Below are 21433 nucleotides of genomic sequence, written 5' to 3'. Positions count from 1 at the left end.
ACGTTTTTGATTGATGCACGGGATGGCTATGGACGACCTTTTTTCTGCTTCGACGCGCGAGCGTTCCTTTCAGAATGCACCGCTTGCGGTGCGCATGCGACCCAATTCACTCGATGAGTACGTGGGCCAGCAAAAGGCCGTCGGTAAGGGCTCATGGTTGCGTGCCGCGATTGAGCATGACGTGCTGTCGAGTGTGATTCTGTATGGGCCGGCCGGTACGGGCAAGACGACGCTGGCCCACATTATCGCCAACCATACTAAGAGTGAGTTTGTCGAGGTCAGCGCTGTGACGGGCACCGTAAAGGACTTGCGCCGCGTGATTGACGAGGCCAAGTCGCGTCTGAATACCTATGACCGTCGAACCATTCTTTTCATCGACGAGATTCATCGCTTCTCTAAGTCGCAGCAGGATGCCTTGCTGCATGCGGTTGAGAACCGTACCGTCATTATGATTGGCGCCACGACGGAGAACCCGTACTTTGAGGTCAACTCGGCATTGTTGTCGCGCGGTCGCGTCGTGGAGCTTGAGCATCTTAAGGACGAGGATATCGCCACGCTGATCGAGCGTGCACTCGAGGCGCCGCAGGGTTTGAACGGTAAGTTCTCGGCCGATGAGGATACGGTTAAGACCATCTGCACGTTGGCTGCGGGCGATGCTCGCTCGGCGCTTACGACGCTCGAGTTGGCGAGCGAGATTGCCGTTACGCGTCCCGATACCGAGGGAACGCCGGCGCCGGCGGCGGGGGAGCGCTATCCCATCACCGTGGATGACGTAAAGATTGCCAACCCGCGTCGCGGGTTTTCATATGACAAAAACGGCGACATGCACTACGACATCATCAGTGCGTTTATTAAGTCCATGCGCGGTAGCGACCCCGATGCCACGGTCTACTGGCTTGCGCGCATGATTGACGCGGGAGAGGATCCCAAGTTTATTGCACGCCGTATTATGATTCATGCTTCTGAGGACGTTGGCAACGCCGACCCGCAGGCGCTTTTGGTGGCACATGCCGCGTTTAAGTCTGCCGAGGTCATTGGCTATCCCGAGTGCCGCATTAACCTGGCTCAGGCTGCGCTCTATGTGTGCTTGGCGCCAAAATCCAACGCGTGCGAGGCTTCGATCGATGCGGCGCTTGCCGATATCCATAACAGCGGATTGCGCGAGGTGCCCAGCTATCTTCGCGATCGTCACCGTCCCGGCAGCGACGAGTACGGTGTATACAAATACCCGCACGATTATCCCGAAGGCTGGGTCGATCAACGCTATTTGCCCGAGGGGTTGGAGCGCGGCGCGTTCTGGCAGCCTGCGGGCCGCGGCTGGGAAGAATGGCGTGTGGAGCAAAGCGAACGCGACCGGAGCGGTAACTCGCCCAAGTAGGTCATTGGCACCACCCACATTCCCCTTGGGTATCTTTCCCCTTCTTTGGGGTACCATGAACAGCGTCTGTATTTCGATTTTTCCGGGAGGCTTGTATGAGTCCCATTCAAATCGCCCTGCTGGTGCTTGCCATTGCCGGCGTGTGGGCCATCGTTGAGCTCGCGCTTACCCTGCGCAAGACCCGCAACGTTGTCGACTCGCTCGATAAGACCGTGAACGACCTCAACAACACCATTGCCGAGGCACAGCCGGTGGTGGCAAAACTCGACGGCGCTGTCGACGAGCTTACGCCGGCACTTGCCAGGATGGAGCCGCTGCTTAAGTCGAGCAAGACGGCAGTTGATGCCCTTACCTCCAATCTCGTCGAGGTTGAGGCGGTTGTCCGCGATATTTCCGAGGTTACGGGCAGCATGGCCGAGGCCAGCAATGCTGTGTCGAGCGTGACTGATTCTGCGGCAGGCGCCGTGCAAAAGCTCTTTAATAAGGTGAAAGCCCCCGCAGCCGACGCCGAGCGCAAGCTTTCCGCTGCGGCCGAAGCCGAGCAGTCGACCGAGCGCGTCCTGATTGGCGAAGCCGGGGACGAGGCCGCCGCGGACGACGATGATGGCCAGAAGCCTGTTGGCAAGCCGACTCAGTATTACACCTACACACCCGCCCAGACTTCCGAGGAGTCCTGTGATGAGTAGCGAAGCAACCTGCCCCATTACGCTGACCGTTGCCGGTGACCCACGTCTGGCGCGCCTGGTGCGTATGACGGCCGCCAACGTTGGCGCGCTGTGCTCTATGTCCGTCGATCGCATCGAGGACATCCGTATGGCTGCCGAGGAAGCCTTCATCTTTGGCTGCACGGCGGTTGATTCCGATGACATTACGATCAGGTTCGATGTCGACGAGTCTCACGTTGGCATGACCTTTACCTTTGGTGATCAGGCAACTGTCGACGAAGATGACCAGGCTGCCGTATATGCCGAGCTCATTTTGGCGAGCGTGTGCGATTCCTACGAAAAGACTTCGGCGCCCCTGACGCTTTCCCTCGACCTCAAGGCGGATATCTAATATGACCGAACGTTCCCGGAGCGGTAAGACCGCTTGGGACAAGGAGAAAACCCGCGAGCTGTTTCGTCGCTATAAAGAGACCGGTGATCCGGATGCTCGCGAGCAGCTCGTCATGTCCCATATGAACCTGGTAAGGTTTCTTGCCAACAAATTTAAGAATCGCGGTGAGCCGCTCGACGACCTGATGCAGGTTGGCTATCTGGGCCTGCTCAAGGCGATTGATCGTTTTGACCCCGAGCGTGGCCTCGAGTTCACCACGTTTGCCACGCCCACCATTCTGGGCGAGATTAAGCGCCACTTCCGCGATAAGGGCTGGAGCGTGCGCGTGCCGCGCCGTCTTCAGGAGCTCTCGGCTAAGGTCAACCAGGCCACCGACAAGCTTACCAACGAGTTGCAGCGCTCGCCCAAGGTTGAGGAAATCGCCGAGTACCTGGGCGTGACCGTCGACGAGGTGCTCGAAGCTATGGAATCGTCCTCGGCCTACACCTCGGTGCCCATCGAGGCCCCCGGTGCGTCCGATTCCGACGATGCGCCTTCGATTCTCGACCGCTATGCCGATGATGACAACGAGCTCGACTTTACCGATGACCGCCTGGTGATCGAGGAGGCCATTCGCGATTTCTCGCCGCGCGAGCGTGAGGTTATCGAGCTGCGCTTTGTGAAGGGCATGACCCAGATTGAGATTGCCAAGAAGCTGGGCATCTCGCAGGTGCAGGTCTCGCGCCTGCTTCGTCGTACCCTTAAGAAGATTCAAGACAAGATTGACCCCGACGGAGTGATGGTTCGTTCATGAATGAGCACCCCCAACAATCCGACCGCATACTGCGCGATACCCGCATTCTGACGCTTCGCATTTGGGCCGTCGTCGGTTGCATCGTTATCGCCGCTGTCATCTTTAACCTTATGGGCATCCTGGCGCCGGTTATCGAGTTTCTCGCTGTCGGTTCTATCATTGCTTTTGTGATGTCGCCGATCACTAACTGGCTCGAGCATCACGGCGTCGGTCGTGGCATCGGTTCGCTTGTCGCGCTCATCGTGGTTGTGGCGGTACTCGTCGGCGTCGTCTGCATCCTGTCGCCGATTCTGTTCGGCCAGATTATGGAAGTCCTGAGCCGTCTGCCCGCGCAGCTTCGCGTTGCGGGCGGCGACCTCAATGAGATGATCTCACACGCCAAGACGCTCAACAACACGCCGCTCAAGGAGTATCTGGACGACAATCTTTCTTCGCTGGTTACCGTGGCGTCGAAGTATGTCTCGCAAATCGCTGCCGAGCTCGGTCGCGGTGTATTTCCGCTCATTACCAACACGGCCTCGCAGTTGTTCGTCATCTTCCTGGGCCTGGTGCTTGCCTATTGGATGGCTTGCGACTACCCTCGCATGCACCACGAGATCTGCACCATTATCGGACAGGAAAAGGAGACCTCGTACCGCTTTATGGTCGCCATTCTGTCGCGCTCAGTGGGCGGCTATATGCGCGGTATGGTCGTGACGTCCATCTGCGGCGGTTTCCTCGCCTTTATCGGTTTTATGATCATCGGTCATCCGTATGCGGCGCTTATGGCCATCTTTACCGGTATCATGCATTTGGTTCCGGTCGTCGGCCCCTGGGTGAGCGCCGCAATCGCTACAGTGCTCGGTTTCATGTTCAGCCCCATGTTGGCGTTATGGACGCTCGTCGTGACGATGGTCGCGCAAAACGTCACCGATAACGTGATTTCGCCTAAGGTTATGCAGAGCTCGGTGCAGGTGCATCCCATCATGAGCCTCACGGCGCTCGTTATTGGTTCGGCGCTCATGGGTCCCATTGGCATGATCATTGCCATTCCGCTGTGCGCAGCCCTTAAGGGCATTTTCGTCTACTACTTTGAGAATGAGACCGGCCGCCAGCTTGTGGCATACGACGGCGCCGTGTTTAAGGGCACGCCGTATCGTGATGCCGAGGGCAACCCGGTCGCCGCCTATGACGCGCTTGGAGACGATACATTCATTTACGAGTCCGAGCTCATCGGCAACGAGACTGCGCCCGAGGCCCAGGCAATGCCCAAGCCCGAGCTTGATAATCCCTGGATCAAGCTCTCGGGCATGCAGCCCGATGCGACGGGTTTCTTCAAGAACCCCTTTGCCAAGGACGATGACTCCACCTCGGACGACGACACCAAAACCGGCATCGACGGCTCCATGGACGATGATGACAACTAGCGGGGTAATTCGGATTAATATTCATACGCGCTAACATGCAATTTCGCTGAAGGGCCGGCATTGTGCCGGCCCTCTTTTTTGCACTTGCGCGGCGGGATGGTAATATCGTTACGTTTGAACTGTTTCGATGTGAAACCGAGGAGATTCCCTCTATGAGTGCTGACTACCCGTCAATGACTACGGCCGAGATCCGCTCCAAGTTCCTCAACTTCTTTGAGGAGCGCGGTCTTAAGCTCTATCCTTCTTCGTCCCTCGTCCCCGATGATCCCTCGCTGCTGCTTGCCAACGCCGGCATGAACCAGTTTAAGGAGTACTACCAGGGCAAGAAGACCATGAAGGAGATCGGCGCGATTTCCTGCCAGAAGTGCGTCCGCACCAACGACATCGATTGCATCGGCGAGGACGGTCGTCACCTGTCGTTCTTCGAGATGCTCGGCGATTTCTCTTTTGGCGGCGTCTCCAAGGAGCAGGCTTGCGCATGGGCCTTTGAGCTCATCACCAAGGAGTTCAAGCTGCCGCTCGACCGCCTGTACTTTACCGTCTTTACCGAGGACGACGAGACCCACGACGTGTGGCGTTCTCTGGGCGTTGCCGAGGACCACATCTCCCGCCTGGGCGAGGACGACAACTTCTGGGCCGCTGGCCCCACCGGCCCCTGCGGTCCGTGCTCCGAGATCTACTTTGACATGGGCGAGGAGGTCGGCTGCGGCAGCCCCGACTGCAAGCCTGGCTGCGACTGCGACCGCTTCCTTGAGTTCTGGAACCTTGTGTTTACCCAGTACGACCGTCAGGAGGACGGCTCCATGCCGGAGCTGCCGCACCGCAACCTCGATACGGGCATGGGCCTGGAGCGCATGGCCGCCATCATGCAGCACAAGACCGCCAATTACGACGGCGACTTGATGCAGCATCTCATCAAGCTGGGCGAGGAGATCAGCGGCAAGACCTATGACGCCGATGATTACTCCGGCGCCAGCCGCTCGCTGCGCATCATCGCCGATCACTCCCGTGCCGTCGACTTTATGATTTCCGACGGCATCCTCCCCGGTAACGAGGGTCGCGAGTACGTCCTTCGCCGTCTGCTCCGCCGTGCCGTGTTCCACGGTTGCCTGCTGGGTATCGAGGGTGCCTTCCTGACCAAGTTCATCGACGAGGTCAACGCTCAGATGGGCGAGGCCTATCCTGAGCTGCTCAAGAACGTCGCGCTCGTCAAGGGTATCGTCGCCTCCGAGGAGGAGCGTTTCTCCACGACGCTCGACAACGGTCGCGTCTACCTGGATGAGGCCCTGGCAGCGCTTGCCGAGGGTGCTGTGCTTCCGGGCGATGTTGCCTTTAAGCTGCACGACACCTTTGGTTTCCCCATCGACCTGACCGTCGAGATCGCCGGCACCGCTGGCCACGATGTCGACATGGACGGCTTTACCGCCTGCATGGAGGACCAGAAGGCCCGCGCCCGCGCTAACGCAAAGGGCGATGCCTGGGGCAGCTTCAACGATGTGTGGGTCGAGCTTTCCGACAAGGTCGCAGCGACCGAGTTCGACGGCTATGACAACGATGTGATCGAGGGCGCCAAGGTTGTCGCCATCGTGCGCAACGGCGAGTCCGTCGAGTCCGCTGCCGCCGGCGAGGACGTCGAGGTCGTGCTCGACCGCACCCCGTTCTACGCCGAGATGGGTGGCCAGCAGGGCGATGCCGGAAAGCTTTCCGCCGAGGGCGTTGTTCTTACCGTTTCCGATACCAAGAACCACAACGGCCTGTATGCCCACGTCGCGCACGTTGCCGAGGGCACGCTGACCGTCGGTGCCGCTGTGACCGCCGCGCTCGACGCCGAGCGCCGTGGCTTCCTGCGCCGCAACCACACCGCCACGCACCTGCTCGACGCTGCCCTTAAGCAGGTCCTGGGCGAGCACGTCTCCCAGGCCGGCTCGCTGGTGACGCCCGAGCACCTGCGCTTTGACTTTACACACTTCGAGGCCCTGTCCTCCGAGCAGCTCAAGGCTGTCGAGGACCTGGTCAACCAGCAGATCTTCGCTTCCAAGCCGGTCGTGACCCGTGTCATGGGCATCGACGAGGCTAAGGCTGCCGGCGCTGTCGCCCTGTTTGGCGAGAAGTATGGCGACGTCGTCCGCGTTGTCTCCGTGGGCGCTGAGGACCAGCCGTTCTCCCGCGAACTCTGCGGTGGCACACACGCTGCCAACACCGCCGAGATCGGCCTGTTCAAGATCATTTCCGAGTCCTCCACGGGCTCCAATGTCCGCCGTATCGAGGCCGTGACCTCTAAGGGTGCCCTCGACTATATGGCCGACCGCCTGGCACTCGTTGACGCCGCTGCTACTGCGCTCAAGTGCCGCGTCGACGAGGTTCCCGCTCGCGTGGAGAACCTGCAGGCCGAGCTGCGCGAGACGTCCAATAAGCTCAAGAAGGCTCTGACCGGTGGCTCCTCCGACGCCATCTCCAGCGCCATCGAGGGCGCCGTCGAGCTGAATGGCTACAAGCTCGTTGTTGCTGAGCTTCAGGGTCTCGAGGCCGCTGACCTGCGCAACGTTTGGGATACCGTGCACCAGAAGGTCGCCGGCCCTGTCGCCTGCGTTGTTGCCAGCGTGACTGAGAAGGGCACTCCGGCCCTGCTCGCTGCCGGCTCCGATGACGCCGTCAAGGCCGGTTTCCACGCCGGTAACGTGATCAAGCAGATCGCGGGTCTGGTCGACGGTCGCGGTGGCGGTCGTCCCAACATGGCCCAGGCCGGTGGCAAGAACGCTGCCGGCATCGCCGATGCCCTCGCGGCCGCTAATACCGCGCTCGGCGCCTAAGAATCTAAGAAGTCGCTGTGGTTGCGCTCGCGCTGGACATAGGGGAGACCAGGATTGGCATCGCCGTCTCGAGCCGTGATGGCAAGATGGCGATGCCCGTCAAGGTGCTCCCGGCCGCCGAGGTCACCGGTATGGCCAAGACGTTCCGCTACCTGGTCGAAGACTATGAGCCCGACATCCTGGTAAGCGGACGTCCCCTGACCATGGCCGGTGAGCCCGGCCCCCAAGCCGAGCGCGTTGCCGCCGTGGCGCAAAAGATTGCCGACGAGCTCGATCTTCCGCTGGAGTTTGAGGACGAGCGTCTGTCCTCGCAAGAGGCCAAGCGTATCCTGCGCGAGCAGGGCCTCAACGAAAAGCAGATGAGGGGCAAGATCGACATGATTGCCGCCAGCCTTTTTTTGCAGACGTGGCTCGATCGTAAAAACGAGGAGGTTTCGCATGCCTAGTGCTTCCGATCCGCGCCAGCCGAATCGTACACGGCAGCCGGCGTCGCGCCCTGCCCAGCCTGGCCAGCGTCCGGCACAGCCGACGCAGCGCGCAGCTCAGCCTGCCGCGCGCCCGGTGCAGTCCTTCTCTCGTTCGGCCCAACCTGTTCAACGGACGGGTCAGCAGCCTTCTGCTCGTTCGGTTCAGCATCCGGCTTCTCACGCGGCTCAGCAGCCCACTGCTCGTACGGCCCAGCCTGCAGGCGGTACCCGCTTTAAGCAGCAGGCACCTACCCAGCGAACGCAGGCCCCCCAATCGCATTCTCATCACGCCCGCGGTTCGCATGGCGTTGCTCCGGCGACCCGCTCGAGCTACAACACGCATACTCGTCGCGGTGCTCAAAAGAAGAGCTCTCCGGTTCCCATGATCATCGGCGTTGTGGTGGCGGTGCTTGCGCTTGTCGCGATCGTTTTCTTTGTCGTGCCGGCCGTCAAGGGCTTCTTTGCCGGTGAGGATACGAAGGTCACGGCTGGTCAGCAGGTTACGGTAACCATTCCCGACGGTGCTTCGGGCGATACGATCGCCTCGATTCTCTCCGAGAACCATATCGTCGAGAATCCCAAGGATTACTATGCGGCGGTGAAAAAGCTCAACGCCGATATGTCGCTCAAGCCTGGTACCTATTTGTTCACCACACTCATGGACGCGACCAAGGTTGTTCAGCAGCTCATGGAAGGTCCCAACGCGGGCTCCAATGCGCTTACTATCCCTGAGGGCCTGACGGTCGATCAAGTCGCCGACCGTGTGGCCCAGGCCTACGATGGCATCTCTAAGGAAGACTTCCTCAACCAGGCTAAGGCCTCCAACTACGTGGACGACTATAGCTTCCTTAAGGGCGCCGCCAACGACTCGCTTGAGGGTTTCTTGTTCCCCAAGACCTATTCGTTGGGTGATTCGCCGACGGCCGATGGCGTGATTCGCGCTATGCTCGATCAGTTTAAGACCGAGTACAAGTCGCTTGACTTTGCGAGCTGCGAAGCCAAGATCAAGGAACGCTACGGTGTGGAGATGTCCGACTACGACATCGTCAACTTGGCCTCTATCGTTGAGCGCGAGTGCCTCAACGCCGATCAACGTGCGCATGTGGCCTCGGTTTTCTACAACCGCCTTGCCGGCAAGCTCGATGGCCTGCGCTATCTCAATAGCGATGCGACTATGATGTATGTCACCGGTGGCGAGGTTACCGCCGACGACCTGCAGAGCGATAGTCCGTATAACACCTATAAGCATGAGGGCCTGCCGCCCACGCCCATCTGCTCTCCGTCGCTCGAGGCACTCAAGGCCACGCTTGAGCCGACCGACTCCGATGACCTGTATTTCTACATTACGCAGGACGAGGAGTACTTCTCGCAAACCTACGAAGAGCATCAACAGTCTTGGAATTAGCATGAGGATTTTTAGCCCCAAACGATACGTTGCCTCGGTCGATCGCATCGACCTTGATGCCCTGTGGGCCGACGGCAAACGCGCCATTCTGCTCGATCGCGATAACACCCTGGTGCCGCGCGACACCGAGCAGGTTCCCGCCGCGGTTTCCGCTTGGCTCGATGCCGCCCGCGCCAAAGGCTTTAAGCTGTGCATGGTGTCCAACAACTGGCATCGCGACCAGGTCATGAGCTCTGCACGCGAGCTGGGACTCGAGGCCATCAGCCACGCCATGAAGCCGGCGCCGTTTGCCCTCAAGGCGGGTCTTAAGCGCCTCGGCGCCACGGCCGACGAGGCGGTGCTGATCGGTGATCAGCTCTACACGGACGTGTGGAGCGGCAATTTTGCCGGCGTCGATACTATCCTGGTTAAGCCGCAGGCAACCCAGGACCTGTGGTACACGCAGATCTTCCGTATCTTTGAGCGCCGGGCCCTGCGCGACCTTCCCTGCGAGGAATAGGTTTCGCCATGTCTCAGCACATCAAACACGGCTGCGACCATATCTTCTTTATCGGCTTTTTGGGCGCGGGCAAATCGACGCTTGCGCGCAACGTCGGCACTATGTTCAAGCGGCGTTTTATCGATACCGACCGCCTGGTCGTGCGCCGTTGCGGCAAGTCGGTAACCGAGATTTTTGAGACCGAGGGCGAGGATCGTTTTCGCGAGCTCGAGACCTCGGCGCTCCGTTCGCTCCAAAGCGAGCGCAGCCTGTTGGTTTCGTGCGGGGGCGGTATCGTCGAGACGCCGGTGAATATTGAGCTGATGCACGAAATGGGTACGTGCGTGTACCTCGAGGGCGACTTCGAGGATTCGATTCGCCAGATTCGTCGGTCCGACACGCGCCCCGATTTCCGTTCGCCCGAGCATGCCGCGCGCCTGTTTGAGCATCGCCGTCCGCTGTATCGCCAGGCCGCCGATATTACCCTTGATATTCGCAACAAGTCCTTCGAGGACGTTTCCTACCTTTGTGCCGAGATGCTTTTGGAGCGTGGACTGCTATGATTCGCCGTCAACTGATCAATTTCCAAAACCGCAGTGTCGATGTCCGCGTCGGATTGGGCGCGTTCGATGAGCTGCCGCGCATGTTTGCCTCGGCCGTGGGCAAGCCTAAGCGCGCGATGGTGGTTTGGAACGACGCCACATCCGAGCGTTTTGGTGAGGTCGTCGAGCATGCGCTGGTCGACGCCGGTTTTGCCGTGTCGCTGCTCGTCCTCGAGGTTTCGCCTGCTGGTGCCACGCTGGCCGACGCCGATGCTATCTTTGGCGCCCTGTCTGCCAACCGCATCACCTGCGACGATCTGGTTGTCGCTGTTGGCGATGCCGCAACCTGTTCGGTTGTTGGCTGGTGCGCCAACCAGTGGTGTGGCCGAACCGAGTGCGCGCTGCTGCCGACGACCTTCGACGCCATGCTCACGGTCGCGACGACCATGAAGCCGCTCGTCGCCTCGTTGGCCAATGCGCTTCCCGCTATCGCGTTCCGTCCCGAACCGGGCTTGGTTGTGTGTGATCTCGACCTTGTTCGCGAGGCGGAACCCGAGGACCTCAAGTTCGGCTATGCGGTACTTGTTGGCACCATGCTTTCGAGCAGCAAGTCCCGCTGGAATCAGTTTACTGAGACCGTCCCCGAGATTCTCGCGGGCGAGGAGGTCGCACTCGTCAATGCCGTTCAATGGTCTCAGACTGCCCGCAAGGACGTGCTGACGGCCACGAACCCGAGCGCTCGCCATGCGCTCGATTTTGGCAAGACGGGGGAGCGCACCCTGCGCGCTTGCTTGGGCGATGCCGCTTCGCAGGTCCCTGCCTACCAGCTGTTGTCCGAGGGCATGCGCTTTGAGGCGCGCCTAGCACACGATGCCTGCGACTTCGATATCGACTATGTGTTTGATCTCGATGACTGCTTGGAGGACTTTGGCATCGAGGAGCTTGCCTTCGACTTGGAGCCTGCCGCATATATCGAGGAGTTCCGCAGACAGCAGTTTGTCCGCTCGAACCGCAGCATGCTGCCGCTGCCCGCGGCGCTCGGCGCCATTCGCCTAACGAGCGTCGAGGACGAGGTTCTTGAGCGCCATGCTCACGCCTACTTGGCTTCTCGTAAAGAACTTCTCTAAGATTTATTGACTTCCATCGTCTTTCGTATCATGTTGAGGGGCGGGTTTTCAATCGGTTGCGGATCGCATGCGATTCCGTCGTTCGGTTGAGACCCGTCCCGTCTATATTGAGACAACAAGAAAGGAATCTGCATGTCTGAGTTTGCTGCCGGTCCTGCCGGTCGTATCGAGCGTGTCCGTGCCCTGATGGTCGAGCGTGGCTACGACGCCATCGTGGTGCGCGACGAGGCCAACCTTCGTTGGCTTACGGGCGTGAAGGGCGTCTTCGACTACACCTTCGAGTTCCCGCACGCTGCGTTTATTACGGCCGACCAGTGCCTGTTCCACACCGACTCGCGCTACCTCAACAGCTTTGAGGAGAACACGCCAGCCGGCAGCCCCTGGGTCTACGACATGGATGAGGGCACCATCCCCGGTTGGGTCGCCGGCAAGATCGCGGCCAACAAATGCCGCGTCTGCGCTGTCGAGGACGATATGCAGATTAATTTCTACCAGGGTATTCAGCGCGGCCTGGAGGACCGTTCCGTCGCCTGTATGCTGCCGCTGATGCACGACGATATCCGCAAGATGCGCGCCATCAAGGACGCCGAGGAGATTGAGCTCATGCGCCATGCGCAGTCGATCACCGATGCCGCCTTCCAGCACATGCTCGGCTTTATTAAGCCCGGTATGACCGAGAAGCAGGTACGCAACGAGCTCGAGAACTTTATGTTCGCCAACGGTGCCGACAGCCTGGCCTTCGGTTCCATCGTCGCGAGCGGCCCCAACACCGCCAACCCGCATGCCGTGCCGAGCGACCGCGTGATCGAGAAGGGCGATTTCGTTCTTATGGATTACGGCGCGGGCTATTGCGATTACCGCTCCGACATGACGCGCACTGTCGTGATGGGCGAGCCCACCCAGGAGCAGCTCGACCTGTACGCACTCGTGCGCCGTACGCACGAGGAGTGCGTCGCCGCCATCCATCCGGGCGTTGAGGGCAACGACATCTTCAAGCTCTCCAAGAAGATCATCGGCGATGCCGGCTATGGCGATTACTATAACCATGGCTTGGGTCACGGCGTGGGCATCGACATCCATGAGCTGCCCAACTTTAACCGCAGCAAGAATATCATCGAGGTCGGCTCGGTTATCACCATGGAGCCCGGCGTCTACCTGCCCGGCGTGGGCGGCGTGCGCCTGGAGGACTACGGCGTGGTCACCGAGAACGGCTATGAGCCCTTCACCAAGACCCCGCACGACCTGCACGTTATCGACTGCTAGTTTACTTCAGTAGATAGTTTGGGGCGGGGCGTCCGGATTGATTCGGACGCCCCGCGTTCTCTTTTTATGCGCTCGCCGCAGGCGCCGTCTGCAAGTGTATAATTTCTGTCGTATGTAATTTGGACGCTTGTGCGTTCTGCCCATAACAAGAAAGGTCGCTATGCCTACCATTTCCACCGCCGACTTCAAGAACGGCCTCGGTCTCCGCATCAAGGACAAGGTCTACACCATCGTCGAGTTCCAGCATGTCAAGCCGGGCAAGGGCGGCGCGTTTGTGCGCTACAAGACCCGCGACATCAAGAGCGGCCGCGTCGTCGAGAACACCTGCAACGCCGGCACCAAGTTCGAGAGCGTCATGCTCACCACCCGTGAGTTCCAGTACCTCTACAACGATGGCACCGACTACATCTTCATGGACAACGAGTCCTATGAGCAGGTTCCCGTTCCCGAGGACATGGTGGGCGAGAACTCCAAGTGGCTGCGCGAGAACGACATCTGCCAGCTGCTCTTCGCCGACGATGAGCTCATGGGCGTGACCCCGCCGATGTTCATCGAGACCACCATCGTCCAGACCGACCCGGGCTTTAAGGGCGACACCGTCCAGGGTTCCACCAAGCCGGCCACGATCGACACCGGCGCTGTCATCCAGGTCCCCATGTACCTCAACGAGGGCGAGGTCATCAAGGTTGACACCCGCGACGGCAAGTTCGTCTCCCGCGTCTAGCAACCAACTCTTCTAGGAGGACTCATGCCCCAGGAAATCAAGATTGACGGCATCGGCATTTCGCCCGATGTTCTGACCGCCATCGTCTCGCGCGCCGTGTCGGATGTCGAGGGCATCGCCTCCGTTGGCGTCAAGGACCTTGCCACCAACCTTGTCTCCATGATGCTCTCGTCCAAGGCCCCGGCTTCCGAGCCGGCGGTCGAGGCCGAGGTCGTTGGCGGCAAGCTCGCACTCACCGTGCGTGTCGTGGTGTTCTTTGGCTATCCGTTCAAGAAACTCGCCGAGGCCGTTCGCGTCGCCGTGGTCGCCGCCATCGATGCTCAGGTGGGCGTCGAGGTTGAGCGCGTTGACGTTTGCATTGACGGCCTCGTTTTCCCCAAGGAGTAACCTTTGAGCCTTAAGGTTTATCGCGGGCGTACGCTTGCCCGCAGTCAGGCGCTGCAGCTGCTGTTCCAGGCCGAGGCCACGGACAGCCCGCTCGAGCGCGTCCTCGAGGGTGATTTCCTGATCTCGAAGGGTCCCCTCGACCCCTATGCGTTGGAGCTGTGCCGCGGTGCCTACGAGCATATCGACCGCATCGACTGCGCTCTGCGATCCGTTGCCAAGAACTGGGATCTTATGCGCATGCCCGGCGCCGACCGCAATCTGCTGCGTATCGCTGTTTACGAGATGCGTTTCCTCACCGACGAGGAGGTCTCGGACGCCATCGTGATCAACGAGGCTGTCGAGCTTGCCAAGGCCTATGGCACCGACCAGTCCGCGTCGTTCGTCAACGGCGTGCTGGGCAAGATCGCTCGCAGCGAGGAGCTGCCGGGCGAGGGCCTGTACCAGGAGCTGCTGGCCGAAGATCGCGCTCGCGAGGAGGCGCAGGCTGCCGAGGCTGCCGCCAAGGTTGCGGTTGCTCAGGCTGAGGCTGGCGTGCTGGCCGAGGATGCGGACGCCGCCGAGGCTGACATCGACTCCGTCGAGGAGTAGCCATGCCAGAGGGTTCTGTCCGTAACTTTGATGAGATTTCGGACCGTCTGGATCAGATCATCGCTACCGTTCGCTCCAAGGATACCTCCTTGGAGCGTTCGCTCGATTTGTTTGACGAAGCGATTGAGCTGGGCTCCCGCGCGGTCGATATGGTCGACAAGTTTGAGTTGACGCCGCGTGAGGCCGACAAGCTCGAGCAGGAATACGATGAGGATGCGGCAAACGAATCCCAGGATAGCTAGGCCGCATCTCCGGATACGAATGGTTGATGGCATTCATGAAACGCGTGCGTCTTGATGACGAACTGATTTCACAGGGCATCTGCGCCGATCGCGCGGATGCCCTTCGCACTCTTATGGCCGGCTTGGTCTCGAGTGGCGGTGAGCGCTTGACTTCGCCGGGCCTTAAGGTGACCCCGGGCCTGCCGCTGCACGTGAAGGGGCGCATTCCCTATGTTGGCCGCGGCGGTCTTAAGCTCGAAGGCGCACTTGATGCGTTTGGCATCAATCCGACGGGCCTTGCCTGTCTGGATGTGGGCTGCTCTACCGGCGGCTTTACCGATTGCCTGCTCAAGCGCGGAGCTGCGACCGTTGTCTCGGTGGACGTGGGTCGCGCCCAGTTCGATTGGTCGCTGCGCCAAGACGATCGTGTGACGCTCCACGAGCGCACGAATGTGACGCAGTTGCCCGAGCTCGGCTACGGCGGTGCTATCGATCTGGCCGTGTGCGATGTATCGTTTACGAGTATCGCGAATATCATCGACGCCGTGCTGTCGTGCCTGAAGCCTTCGGGTTCGTTTTGCACGCTCGTAAAGCCGCAGTTTGAGGCTCCGGCTGCGCTGGTGGGTGAGGGCGGCATTGTGACCGATCCCGCCGTGCGCCACGATACACTCGTGGCGGCGGTTGAACTCTTTGCTGCCAAGGGCCTGTTCCCGGTCGATGTCTGCGTGTCGCCCATTCATGGTGCCAAGGGAAACGTTGAGTTTTTCCTGTACGGCACGAGGTTTGCCCCCGGCGAGCGCGCCGACGATGAGCTGCAATCCCAGGTATCGGTTTTGAGCGAGAAAGCTGCAACGCTATGAAGGTCTTTCTGGTTCCCAATTACTACAAGCAAGAGGCGGTCGAGAGCGGCCTGATGCTCGAGCTTTGGCTGACGCGCCAGGGCTATGAAGTCGCATGGGCTGCCGACCAGCGATCGAAGATTCAAAGCACGCCTGATATTGACGGCTCCGATCTGGTCATTACGCTCGGCGGCGACGGTACGTTGCTGCGCGCTGCCCGCATCCTCAACCATCGCGAGATTCCTATCCTCGGTCTTTCCTATGGTCACCTGGGCTTTTTAACTGCTGCGAGCCCCGAGGAGCGCGACATTCTGCAGGTCGTGAGTGACGCCCTGTCCGGCGAGCTGCACGTGAGCCGTCGCGCCACCATCGCCGCGGATATCGTGTCCGTGCGCGAAGACGGTACGAAGGATGTCGTGCGCACCTTCGCCCTCAACGACATGGCGCTTACGCGCGGCCCCCTGTCCGATATGGTCGAGTTTGACATCACGGTGTCCGGTCACCATATCGACCGCCTACGCGGTGACGGTGTCGTCGTTTCGACGGCGACTGGTTCTACGGGTTACGCGCTCAGCGCCGGTGGCCCCATCGTGAGCCCTGACTATACGGGCATGGTCTGCGTACCCATTGCGCCGCACACCATTCAGGCTCGTGCCTTTTTGACTTCGCCGAGTGATGTCGTCGAGATCTTTATGTCTGATGACCGTCCGAGTGTTCCGGCGATCGCTATCGATGGACAGTTTATTACCTGCGATGGTACCGTTGAGAGCGTGGCCGTGCGTCGCGGTCCCGGTGATGTGCTGCTGCTGGATTACGGCCCCGAGAGCTTCTATAACTCGGTGAGCCGTGTGTTCTACGGAGTGCGTCATGATCGATGAGCTGCAGGTTTATAACATTGCACTCATTCGCGATGCGACGCTGGTGCCGAGTGCCGGCCTGACTGTCCTGACTGGCGAGACTGGCGCCGGCAAGACCGCGCTGCTCTCGGCCCTCAAGCTTATTTTGGGCGAGCGTGCGGATTCGTCGACGGTGCGCGAGGGCGAGGCACTGGCGAGCGTCGAGGCGCGACTCTTCGACGGGCCGCACGACACGGAGGGGTTCACCGTACAGCGCAGCCTTTCTGCCGAGGGCCGCAGCCGCGTAAAAATTGACGGCCGCATTGCCAGCGTGCGCGAGCTTTCGGAGCGCGTCGGTGTGATGATGGATCTGTGCGGCCAGCACGAGCACCAGCGCTTGCTCGATCCGGCGCATCACGTTGCGATGGTCGATGCATGGGCAGGGCGCCCGGCACTCGAGGCGCTGGATGCGTACCGCGCCTGCTTTAAAGCCTCGCGCGCTGCCGCCAAGGAGGTTCAACGTGTCGAAGAGGCCTCGCGTGCGCAGGGGAGCCGCGTCGAGGAGGCGCGCTTTGCCCTCGAGCGCATCGGCGAGGTCGACCCCAAGCCGGGTGAGTATGAGGAACTCGAGAAGCTGCTGCCGCGCTCCGAACATGCCGAGGTACTGGTTGCCACGGCTAACGATGCCCATGCATCGCTTGCCGCCGAAGGGGGAGCGCTCGATGCCGTGAACAGCGCCGTGGCAGAGCTTTCCCGAATGGCTACCGTCGATCGCAAACTCGGCGACATTGCCGATGCACTTTCGGATGCCTGTATCTCCCTTGAGGATTGCGCGAACGAGCTTCGTGCCTATCGCGATGGCATCGCCTTCGACCCGCGCGAGCTCGCTCGCATGCGTGAGCGGTATTCCGATCTCAAGGGCCTGTTGCGTCAGTGGGGCCCCACCATGGACGATGTTTTTGCCATGCGCGATCGCTCGCAAGAGCTGCTGTCCCTGGTCGATGATGGCGATGAACAGATCAAAAAGGCGCGTGAGGCACTCGGGAGCGCCGAGCGCGAGTTGTTTGCCGCTGCCAAGGCACTTAAGCGCGCTCGCAATACGGCGGCCCCGCGCTTCTGCCACGAGGTTGGCCGCCAGATGGCGCGCTTGGAGATGGGTAGTGCCGAGCTCGTCTGGGAGTCGCGCGATCTTCCCCGTGCTGAGTGGACGCCCGTTGGTCCTTCGAGCTACGAGCTGCTATACCGCAGCGGTGCCGGCTTGACGCCACGTCCCCTGCGCCGCATTGCGTCGGGCGGCGAGCTCAGCCGCGTCATGCTGGCAAGTAAGGTTGTCCTCGGTAACGCGGACGGTGTCGATACGCTGGTGTTTGACGAGGTCGATGCTGGTGTCGGTGGCTCCACGGCGCGTGCACTCGCGGGCGTGCTGGCAGATCTCGCCTCTACGCATCAGGTGATTGTCGTAACCCACTTGGCGCAGGTCGCCGTCATGGCCGACAAGCATTATGTTGTCAGCAAGGAACCAGGCGATGTTCCCCAGACGCATTTGGACGAGGTAACCGGCGAAGCGCGTACCGCCGAGATCGCCCGCATGTTGAGCGGCGATCAGTCCGAGGCAAGCTTGGCCCACGCAAAGCAGATGCTCGAAGAAGCTCGAGGTTAGGTCGTATCAGTGGGGTTGGTGGGACAAAATAGACTGAAATTTTTGTCCCACTACGCGTTTTACTCAACGACCTTATCCGGCTGGATGAGCTCCTCGTAGTAGCTGATATGCTCACGCGCGTCTTTAATCTCGGGCAGCAGGAAGTTGTAGATGACTTCGATGATCATCGTGGCGCTGATCTTAGAGAACGCAAAGTCGCCCGTTGTCAGCAGCGCTTCGTGGTTGACGGTGTTAAAAGTGTAGTCTGCCAGGCGCGCGAGCGGGGATTTACTGTCGCTGCTGATGACGACTACGGTTGCGCCGCAGTTGCGAGCCGCTTTTGCCATGCGATTCAGTCGGCGCGATTTGCCGGAGTTTGAGATAAGCACGATGACGTCACCCGGGCGTAACGTGAGCGCAAAGCCGATTGATGTCTCGCTAATGGTGCTCGCCATGCAGCGCAGGCCCAGCTGCGAAAACTTAAACGTCGCATCGAGCGCGACCGCGTTCGTATTGCCCACAGCCGCAAACTCAATAACCCCTGCATGCTTAAGGGCATGCACAACAGCCGCCAGCGTATCGTGGTCGATCCCGTCGATGGTCGCATTAAGCTCGCTCACCTTGGCAGCCAGGATGTTCTTGAGGCTCTGCTCCATATTGTCGAGCGAGACCTCGTCAGTCAGGCCCTCGTTACGCTGGCTTTCCAAATCCCTCGCCAACGAAAACTGAAAGCTGCGGAAGCTACCAAAGCCAAGCTTGCGGCAGAAGCGCGAAACGGTCGCCTCGGACGTGGCGGCGGCGCGTGAGAGCTGAGCGGCCGTGAGGCGTGGCGCCTCGGACTGGTGCTCCAATATATAGTCGACAATGCGCTGCTCGGACTCGCTGTATCCCTGATGGGTGCTAATGAGGGAAAGTGCGCTCTTGCTACTATCGGTCATGGATGGCTCCTGGTTGGCATGAAAATCTAGCTTGATTTGCAATGCCATAGTATACGGGCATTTTCAATTACAAGATACACCTTGCCGTTTCAAGTGTTGATGGTAAACTTTCACTTACCGTTTACGGCTATGAAAGAACCTTTCACCGGAGATTTGCACCTTAGCTCTTCTCACGCGGACGGTAGGTTGGTATCTTTCAGTTGTGGAAAAACGCGCATCGAAGCGCGTGTAGGGGAGCGCCCGCGGGCGCTGTACTCAAGAAGGAGGGACACATGGCTAAGTTTGACATCATCGCCGCGACCGGTTGCCCGACTGGCATTGCGCACACCTTCATGGCGAAGGAGGCGCTGGAGAAGGCAGCTGCCGAGCGCGGTCTGACCATTAAGGTCGAGACTCATGGCCAGGTCGGTGTCGAGAACGAGCTCACCAAGAGTGAGATCGCTGGTGCCAAGGCCGTCGTCGTCGCAGCCGACAAGGATGTCCAGGCTGAGCGTTTCGCCGGCAAGCCCATGGTTTCCGTTGGTGTTTCCAAGGCCCTGTCCGTTGAGGCCGCCGGTAAGCTGATTGACCGCGCGCTCGCCGCCAAGGGCGACGACACGGTTGCGGCTGCTGCCGATGTCGAGGACGAGGTCGAGGAGAAGGAGTCCATCGGCCACATCATCTACAAGCACCTCATGAACGGCGTCAGCCACATGCTGGTCTTCGTCGTTGCTGGTGGTGTTCTGACCGCCGTTTCGTTCCTGTGGGGCATTACGTCCTTCGATTCGACGGCGTCTGACTACAACAGCTTTGCTGCGATGCTCAAGATCATCGGCGGCATCGCCATGAACCTCATGGTTCCGGTGCTTTCCGCCTACATCGCCGAATCCATCGGCAAGCGCCCGGCGCTCGTCCCCGGTTTCGTTGCCGGTATGATCGCTATCCAGGGCCTGCCTGTTAACGCCGAGACCGGCATGATCGACGCCGGTGGCGCTGGCGTGGGCTTCGGCTTCCTGGGCGGTATCGTCGGTGGCTTCCTCGCTGGTTATGTCATCCTGCTGCTCGAGAAGGTCTTTGCCGGTCTGCCCAAGAACCTGGACGGCCTCAAGGCTATCTTCCTGTACCCGCTGTTCTCTACCGCCATCGTCGGTCTGGTCATGCTCGGCATTTCCGGCCCCATGGCTGCCATCAACACCGCCATGATGGACTTCCTCAAGGGCCTGTCCGCCTCTGGCGCCGTTGTCCTGGGTCTTGCCATTGGCTGCATGTGCGCCTTTGACATGGGCGGCCCGGTCAACAAGGCTGCTTACGTCACCGGTACCGCTATGCTCACCGAGGCTTTGGCCGCCGGTGTTGGCACCGATACCTACAACTTCGGCACCAACTTCATGGCTGCCGTCTCCGCTGCCTGCATCGTTCCGCCGCTGATCACCACCTTCGCTGTCGTTGTCGGCAAGAAGTACTTCAGCCAGGAGGATCACGACGCCGGTGTCGTTAACCTCATCCTTGGTTGCACCCACATCACCGAGGGCGCCATTCCGTTCATGACCAAGAACATCTGGCCCGTCATGCCCATCATGATGCTCGGTTCCTCTATCGCTTCGATCCTGACCATTATGTTCAACGTTCACGATCCGGCGCCTCACGGTGGCTTCTTGGTCCTGCCCGTTGTCGAGAACGGTCCGCTTTGGGTCCTCGCGATCCTCATCGGCGCTGTGGTCGGTGGCATCCTGTTCGTGGCCTTCAAGAAGTACGACTTCGAGAAGAATCAGAAGGCCGCTCCTGCAGCCAAGCCGGTTGAGGCCCCCAAAGCCGCTGCCGTCGAGGCCCCCAAGGCCGAGGCTGCCGACTTCGTGAAGGTCGAGAATGTCTTTGTCGCCGAGGACTTCGCTTCTCGTGACGAGGCTCTGAGCTTCGTTTCCAACCAGGCTGTCAAGGCCGGTATCGCCAGCGACGCCGACGCCGTGATGAATGCCTTCCTGGCCCGCGAGGCCGAGGGCACCACGGGCATGATGGAGGGCTTCGCCATCCCGCATGCCAAGTCCGACGCCATTACCGAGGCTGCCGTCATCGTCGTCAAGGACGAGTCCGGCGTGACCGGTTGGGACACCATGGACGGCGCTCCCGTCAACGTGGCTATCGCCCTGCTCATCCCCGGTGCCCAGGCCGGCACTACGCACCTCAAGATCCTGTCCAAGGTCGCCGAGGCGCTCATGGACGAGGACTTCCGTGCCACCGTCAAGGGTTCCACCGACGCCGCCGAGATCGCCAAGACGATTAACGCCCGTCTGGTCTAATCCCGCAACACGCGAATAGCATCGCCCCCTGTATATAAGGCGGAGTCCCTCCCCAGGGTCTCCGCCTTTTTCATCCCCAAATAAGTTGCGGTGAAATAAGGACTGTTTAAACGATTCAACCCCAAATTCAGCCCCTATTTCACCGCAACTTATAAAAGGGCATAGAGGGGGCTACCTATCGAGTGTTAGCGCCGGGCGATTTTAGCCGCTAATAGTCAAACTATTTTGACCAATCCCGGTCACCGAATAATGGCCACCGT

The 21433-nt window shown here is 60.2% G+C and carries 21 protein-coding genes; 20 read left to right on the top strand and 1 reads right to left on the bottom strand.

The features are described 5' to 3' along the window. The first annotated feature begins 28 nt into the window (after positions 1-28). From FGQ67_RS07925 to recN, 19 genes are all read left to right on the top strand, one after another. Complete coding sequence (locus tag FGQ67_RS07925) at positions 29-1378, top strand: replication-associated recombination protein A (protein ID WP_171025262.1); 1350 nt, start codon at positions 29-31, stop codon at positions 1376-1378. 95 nt (positions 1379-1473) lie between these two features. Continuing rightward, positions 1474-2064, top strand: coding sequence for a hypothetical protein (locus FGQ67_RS07920; RefSeq protein ID WP_138341172.1), 591 nt, complete (start codon positions 1474-1476; stop codon positions 2062-2064). Beyond that, positions 2057-2434 carry an ATP-binding protein gene (locus tag FGQ67_RS07915; RefSeq protein WP_171025261.1) on the top strand — a complete coding sequence of 126 codons (378 nt, stop codon included), beginning with the start codon at positions 2057-2059 and terminating at the stop codon, positions 2432-2434. The genes FGQ67_RS07920 and FGQ67_RS07915 overlap by 8 nt, the downstream gene beginning before the upstream one ends. A 1-nt stretch (position 2435) precedes the next feature. Further along, a complete protein-coding gene (locus tag FGQ67_RS07910; protein ID WP_118237452.1) occupies positions 2436-3227 on the top strand; it encodes an RNA polymerase sigma factor SigF in 792 nt (263 codons plus the stop codon). Next, the gene (locus FGQ67_RS07905) at positions 3224-4633 is read left to right on the top strand and encodes an AI-2E family transporter (RefSeq protein WP_138341168.1); all 1410 of its coding nucleotides are present in this window, start codon (positions 3224-3226) and stop codon (positions 4631-4633) included. Before FGQ67_RS07910 ends, FGQ67_RS07905 begins: the two co-directional genes overlap by 4 nt. Positions 4634-4785: 152 nt before the next feature. Then, a complete protein-coding gene (alaS, locus tag FGQ67_RS07900; RefSeq protein ID WP_138341166.1) occupies positions 4786-7443 on the top strand; it encodes an alanine--tRNA ligase in 2658 nt (885 codons plus the stop codon). Between the two features lie 17 nt (positions 7444-7460). Continuing rightward, entirely contained in the window at positions 7461-7889 is a 429-nt protein-coding gene (ruvX, locus tag FGQ67_RS07895) for a Holliday junction resolvase RuvX (RefSeq protein ID WP_035138185.1), read from the top strand. Beyond that, positions 7882-9315: an endolytic transglycosylase MltG gene (gene mltG / locus FGQ67_RS07890; RefSeq protein ID WP_249934428.1), complete on the top strand. Its 1434-nt coding sequence runs from the start codon at positions 7882-7884 to the stop codon at positions 9313-9315. The genes ruvX and mltG overlap by 8 nt, the downstream gene beginning before the upstream one ends. Before the next feature lies 1 nt (position 9316). Continuing rightward, positions 9317-9814, top strand: coding sequence for a YqeG family HAD IIIA-type phosphatase (locus tag FGQ67_RS07885; RefSeq protein ID WP_118098527.1), 498 nt, complete (start codon positions 9317-9319; stop codon positions 9812-9814). 8 nt (positions 9815-9822) lie between these two features. Beyond that, positions 9823-10356, top strand: coding sequence for a shikimate kinase (locus FGQ67_RS07880; protein WP_055309497.1), 534 nt, complete (start codon positions 9823-9825; stop codon positions 10354-10356). Continuing rightward, positions 10353-11462, top strand: a complete 1110-nt coding sequence (locus FGQ67_RS07875) for a dehydroquinate synthase/iron-containing alcohol dehydrogenase family protein (RefSeq protein ID WP_055309496.1) — start codon at positions 10353-10355, stop codon at positions 11460-11462. Before FGQ67_RS07880 ends, FGQ67_RS07875 begins: the two co-directional genes overlap by 4 nt. Positions 11463-11594: 132 nt before the next feature. Then, positions 11595-12725: a M24 family metallopeptidase gene (locus tag FGQ67_RS07870; protein WP_055309495.1), complete on the top strand. Its 1131-nt coding sequence runs from the start codon at positions 11595-11597 to the stop codon at positions 12723-12725. Positions 12726-12885: 160 nt separating this feature from the next. Beyond that, positions 12886-13449, top strand: coding sequence for an elongation factor P (gene efp, locus FGQ67_RS07865; protein WP_006233983.1), 564 nt, complete (start codon positions 12886-12888; stop codon positions 13447-13449). A gap of 24 nt (positions 13450-13473) precedes the next feature. Next, complete coding sequence (locus FGQ67_RS07860) at positions 13474-13836, top strand: Asp23/Gls24 family envelope stress response protein (protein WP_138341164.1); 363 nt, start codon at positions 13474-13476, stop codon at positions 13834-13836. 3 nt (positions 13837-13839) lie between these two features. Continuing rightward, positions 13840-14424, top strand: coding sequence for a transcription antitermination factor NusB (gene nusB, locus FGQ67_RS07855; protein WP_138341162.1), 585 nt, complete (start codon positions 13840-13842; stop codon positions 14422-14424). Between the two features lie 2 nt (positions 14425-14426). Beyond that, positions 14427-14666 carry an exodeoxyribonuclease VII small subunit gene (locus FGQ67_RS07850; RefSeq protein ID WP_006233978.1) on the top strand — a complete coding sequence of 80 codons (240 nt, stop codon included), beginning with the start codon at positions 14427-14429 and terminating at the stop codon, positions 14664-14666. 35 nt (positions 14667-14701) lie between these two features. After that, positions 14702-15505 carry a TlyA family RNA methyltransferase gene (locus FGQ67_RS07845; protein ID WP_138341215.1) on the top strand — a complete coding sequence of 268 codons (804 nt, stop codon included), beginning with the start codon at positions 14702-14704 and terminating at the stop codon, positions 15503-15505. Next, positions 15502-16362, top strand: coding sequence for an NAD(+)/NADH kinase (locus FGQ67_RS07840; protein ID WP_035138200.1), 861 nt, complete (start codon positions 15502-15504; stop codon positions 16360-16362). The genes FGQ67_RS07845 and FGQ67_RS07840 overlap by 4 nt, the downstream gene beginning before the upstream one ends. Continuing rightward, positions 16352-17980 carry a DNA repair protein RecN gene (gene recN, locus FGQ67_RS07835; protein ID WP_138341160.1) on the top strand — a complete coding sequence of 543 codons (1629 nt, stop codon included), beginning with the start codon at positions 16352-16354 and terminating at the stop codon, positions 17978-17980. Before FGQ67_RS07840 ends, recN begins: the two co-directional genes overlap by 11 nt. Positions 17981-18039: 59 nt before the next feature. On the opposite strand, the gene FGQ67_RS07830 is transcribed toward recN, so the two are convergent. After that, positions 18040-18897 carry a MurR/RpiR family transcriptional regulator gene (locus FGQ67_RS07830; protein WP_040358138.1) on the bottom strand — a complete coding sequence of 286 codons (858 nt, stop codon included), beginning with the start codon at positions 18895-18897 and terminating at the stop codon, positions 18040-18042. Between the two features lie 272 nt (positions 18898-19169). Between FGQ67_RS07830 and FGQ67_RS07825 the strand changes: the two genes are divergently transcribed. Continuing rightward, positions 19170-21173 (top strand): fructose-specific PTS transporter subunit EIIC, encoded by a 2004-nt coding sequence (locus FGQ67_RS07825; protein WP_138341158.1) that lies wholly within the window; start codon positions 19170-19172, stop codon positions 21171-21173. Positions 21174-21433 lie beyond the last annotated feature (260 nt).

Origin of the sequence: Collinsella aerofaciens, assembly GCF_005845035.1 — a bacterium.
GTDB classification, from domain to species: domain Bacteria; phylum Actinomycetota; class Coriobacteriia; order Coriobacteriales; family Coriobacteriaceae; genus Collinsella; species Collinsella aerofaciens_I.
Note: the sequence above shows the minus strand (reverse complement) of the source record. Positions and strands in the feature narration are given on the sequence as shown.

Bases quoted from the DNA above. Each gene is read 5' to 3' on its own strand.
- FGQ67_RS07850 (WP_006233978.1), top strand. From the start codon at position 14,427: ATGCCAGAGGGTTCTGTCCGTAACTTTGATGAGATTTCGGACCGTCTG.
- FGQ67_RS07845 (WP_138341215.1), top strand. From the start codon at position 14,702: ATGAAACGCGTGCGTCTTGATGACGAACTGATTTCACAGGGCATCTGC.
- FGQ67_RS07925 (WP_171025262.1), top strand. From the start codon at position 29: ATGGACGACCTTTTTTCTGCTTCGACGCGCGAGCGTTCCTTTCAGAAT.
- FGQ67_RS07875 (WP_055309496.1), top strand. From the start codon at position 10,353: ATGATTCGCCGTCAACTGATCAATTTCCAAAACCGCAGTGTCGATGTC.
- mltG (WP_249934428.1), top strand. From the start codon at position 7,882: ATGCCTAGTGCTTCCGATCCGCGCCAGCCGAATCGTACACGGCAGCCG.
- FGQ67_RS07910 (WP_118237452.1), top strand. From the start codon at position 2,436: ATGACCGAACGTTCCCGGAGCGGTAAGACCGCTTGGGACAAGGAGAAA.
- FGQ67_RS07885 (WP_118098527.1), top strand. From the start codon at position 9,317: ATGAGGATTTTTAGCCCCAAACGATACGTTGCCTCGGTCGATCGCATC.
- FGQ67_RS07905 (WP_138341168.1), top strand. From the start codon at position 3,224: ATGAATGAGCACCCCCAACAATCCGACCGCATACTGCGCGATACCCGC.
- FGQ67_RS07860 (WP_138341164.1), top strand. From the start codon at position 13,474: ATGCCCCAGGAAATCAAGATTGACGGCATCGGCATTTCGCCCGATGTT.
- FGQ67_RS07825 (WP_138341158.1), top strand. From the start codon at position 19,170: ATGGCTAAGTTTGACATCATCGCCGCGACCGGTTGCCCGACTGGCATT.
- FGQ67_RS07915 (WP_171025261.1), top strand. From the start codon at position 2,057: ATGAGTAGCGAAGCAACCTGCCCCATTACGCTGACCGTTGCCGGTGAC.
- FGQ67_RS07830 (WP_040358138.1), bottom strand. From the start codon at position 18,897: ATGACCGATAGTAGCAAGAGCGCACTTTCCCTCATTAGCACCCATCAG.
- FGQ67_RS07840 (WP_035138200.1), top strand. From the start codon at position 15,502: ATGAAGGTCTTTCTGGTTCCCAATTACTACAAGCAAGAGGCGGTCGAG.
- alaS (WP_138341166.1), top strand. From the start codon at position 4,786: ATGAGTGCTGACTACCCGTCAATGACTACGGCCGAGATCCGCTCCAAG.
- efp (WP_006233983.1), top strand. From the start codon at position 12,886: ATGCCTACCATTTCCACCGCCGACTTCAAGAACGGCCTCGGTCTCCGC.
- FGQ67_RS07880 (WP_055309497.1), top strand. From the start codon at position 9,823: ATGTCTCAGCACATCAAACACGGCTGCGACCATATCTTCTTTATCGGC.
- FGQ67_RS07920 (WP_138341172.1), top strand. From the start codon at position 1,474: ATGAGTCCCATTCAAATCGCCCTGCTGGTGCTTGCCATTGCCGGCGTG.
- FGQ67_RS07870 (WP_055309495.1), top strand. From the start codon at position 11,595: ATGTCTGAGTTTGCTGCCGGTCCTGCCGGTCGTATCGAGCGTGTCCGT.
- recN (WP_138341160.1), top strand. From the start codon at position 16,352: ATGATCGATGAGCTGCAGGTTTATAACATTGCACTCATTCGCGATGCG.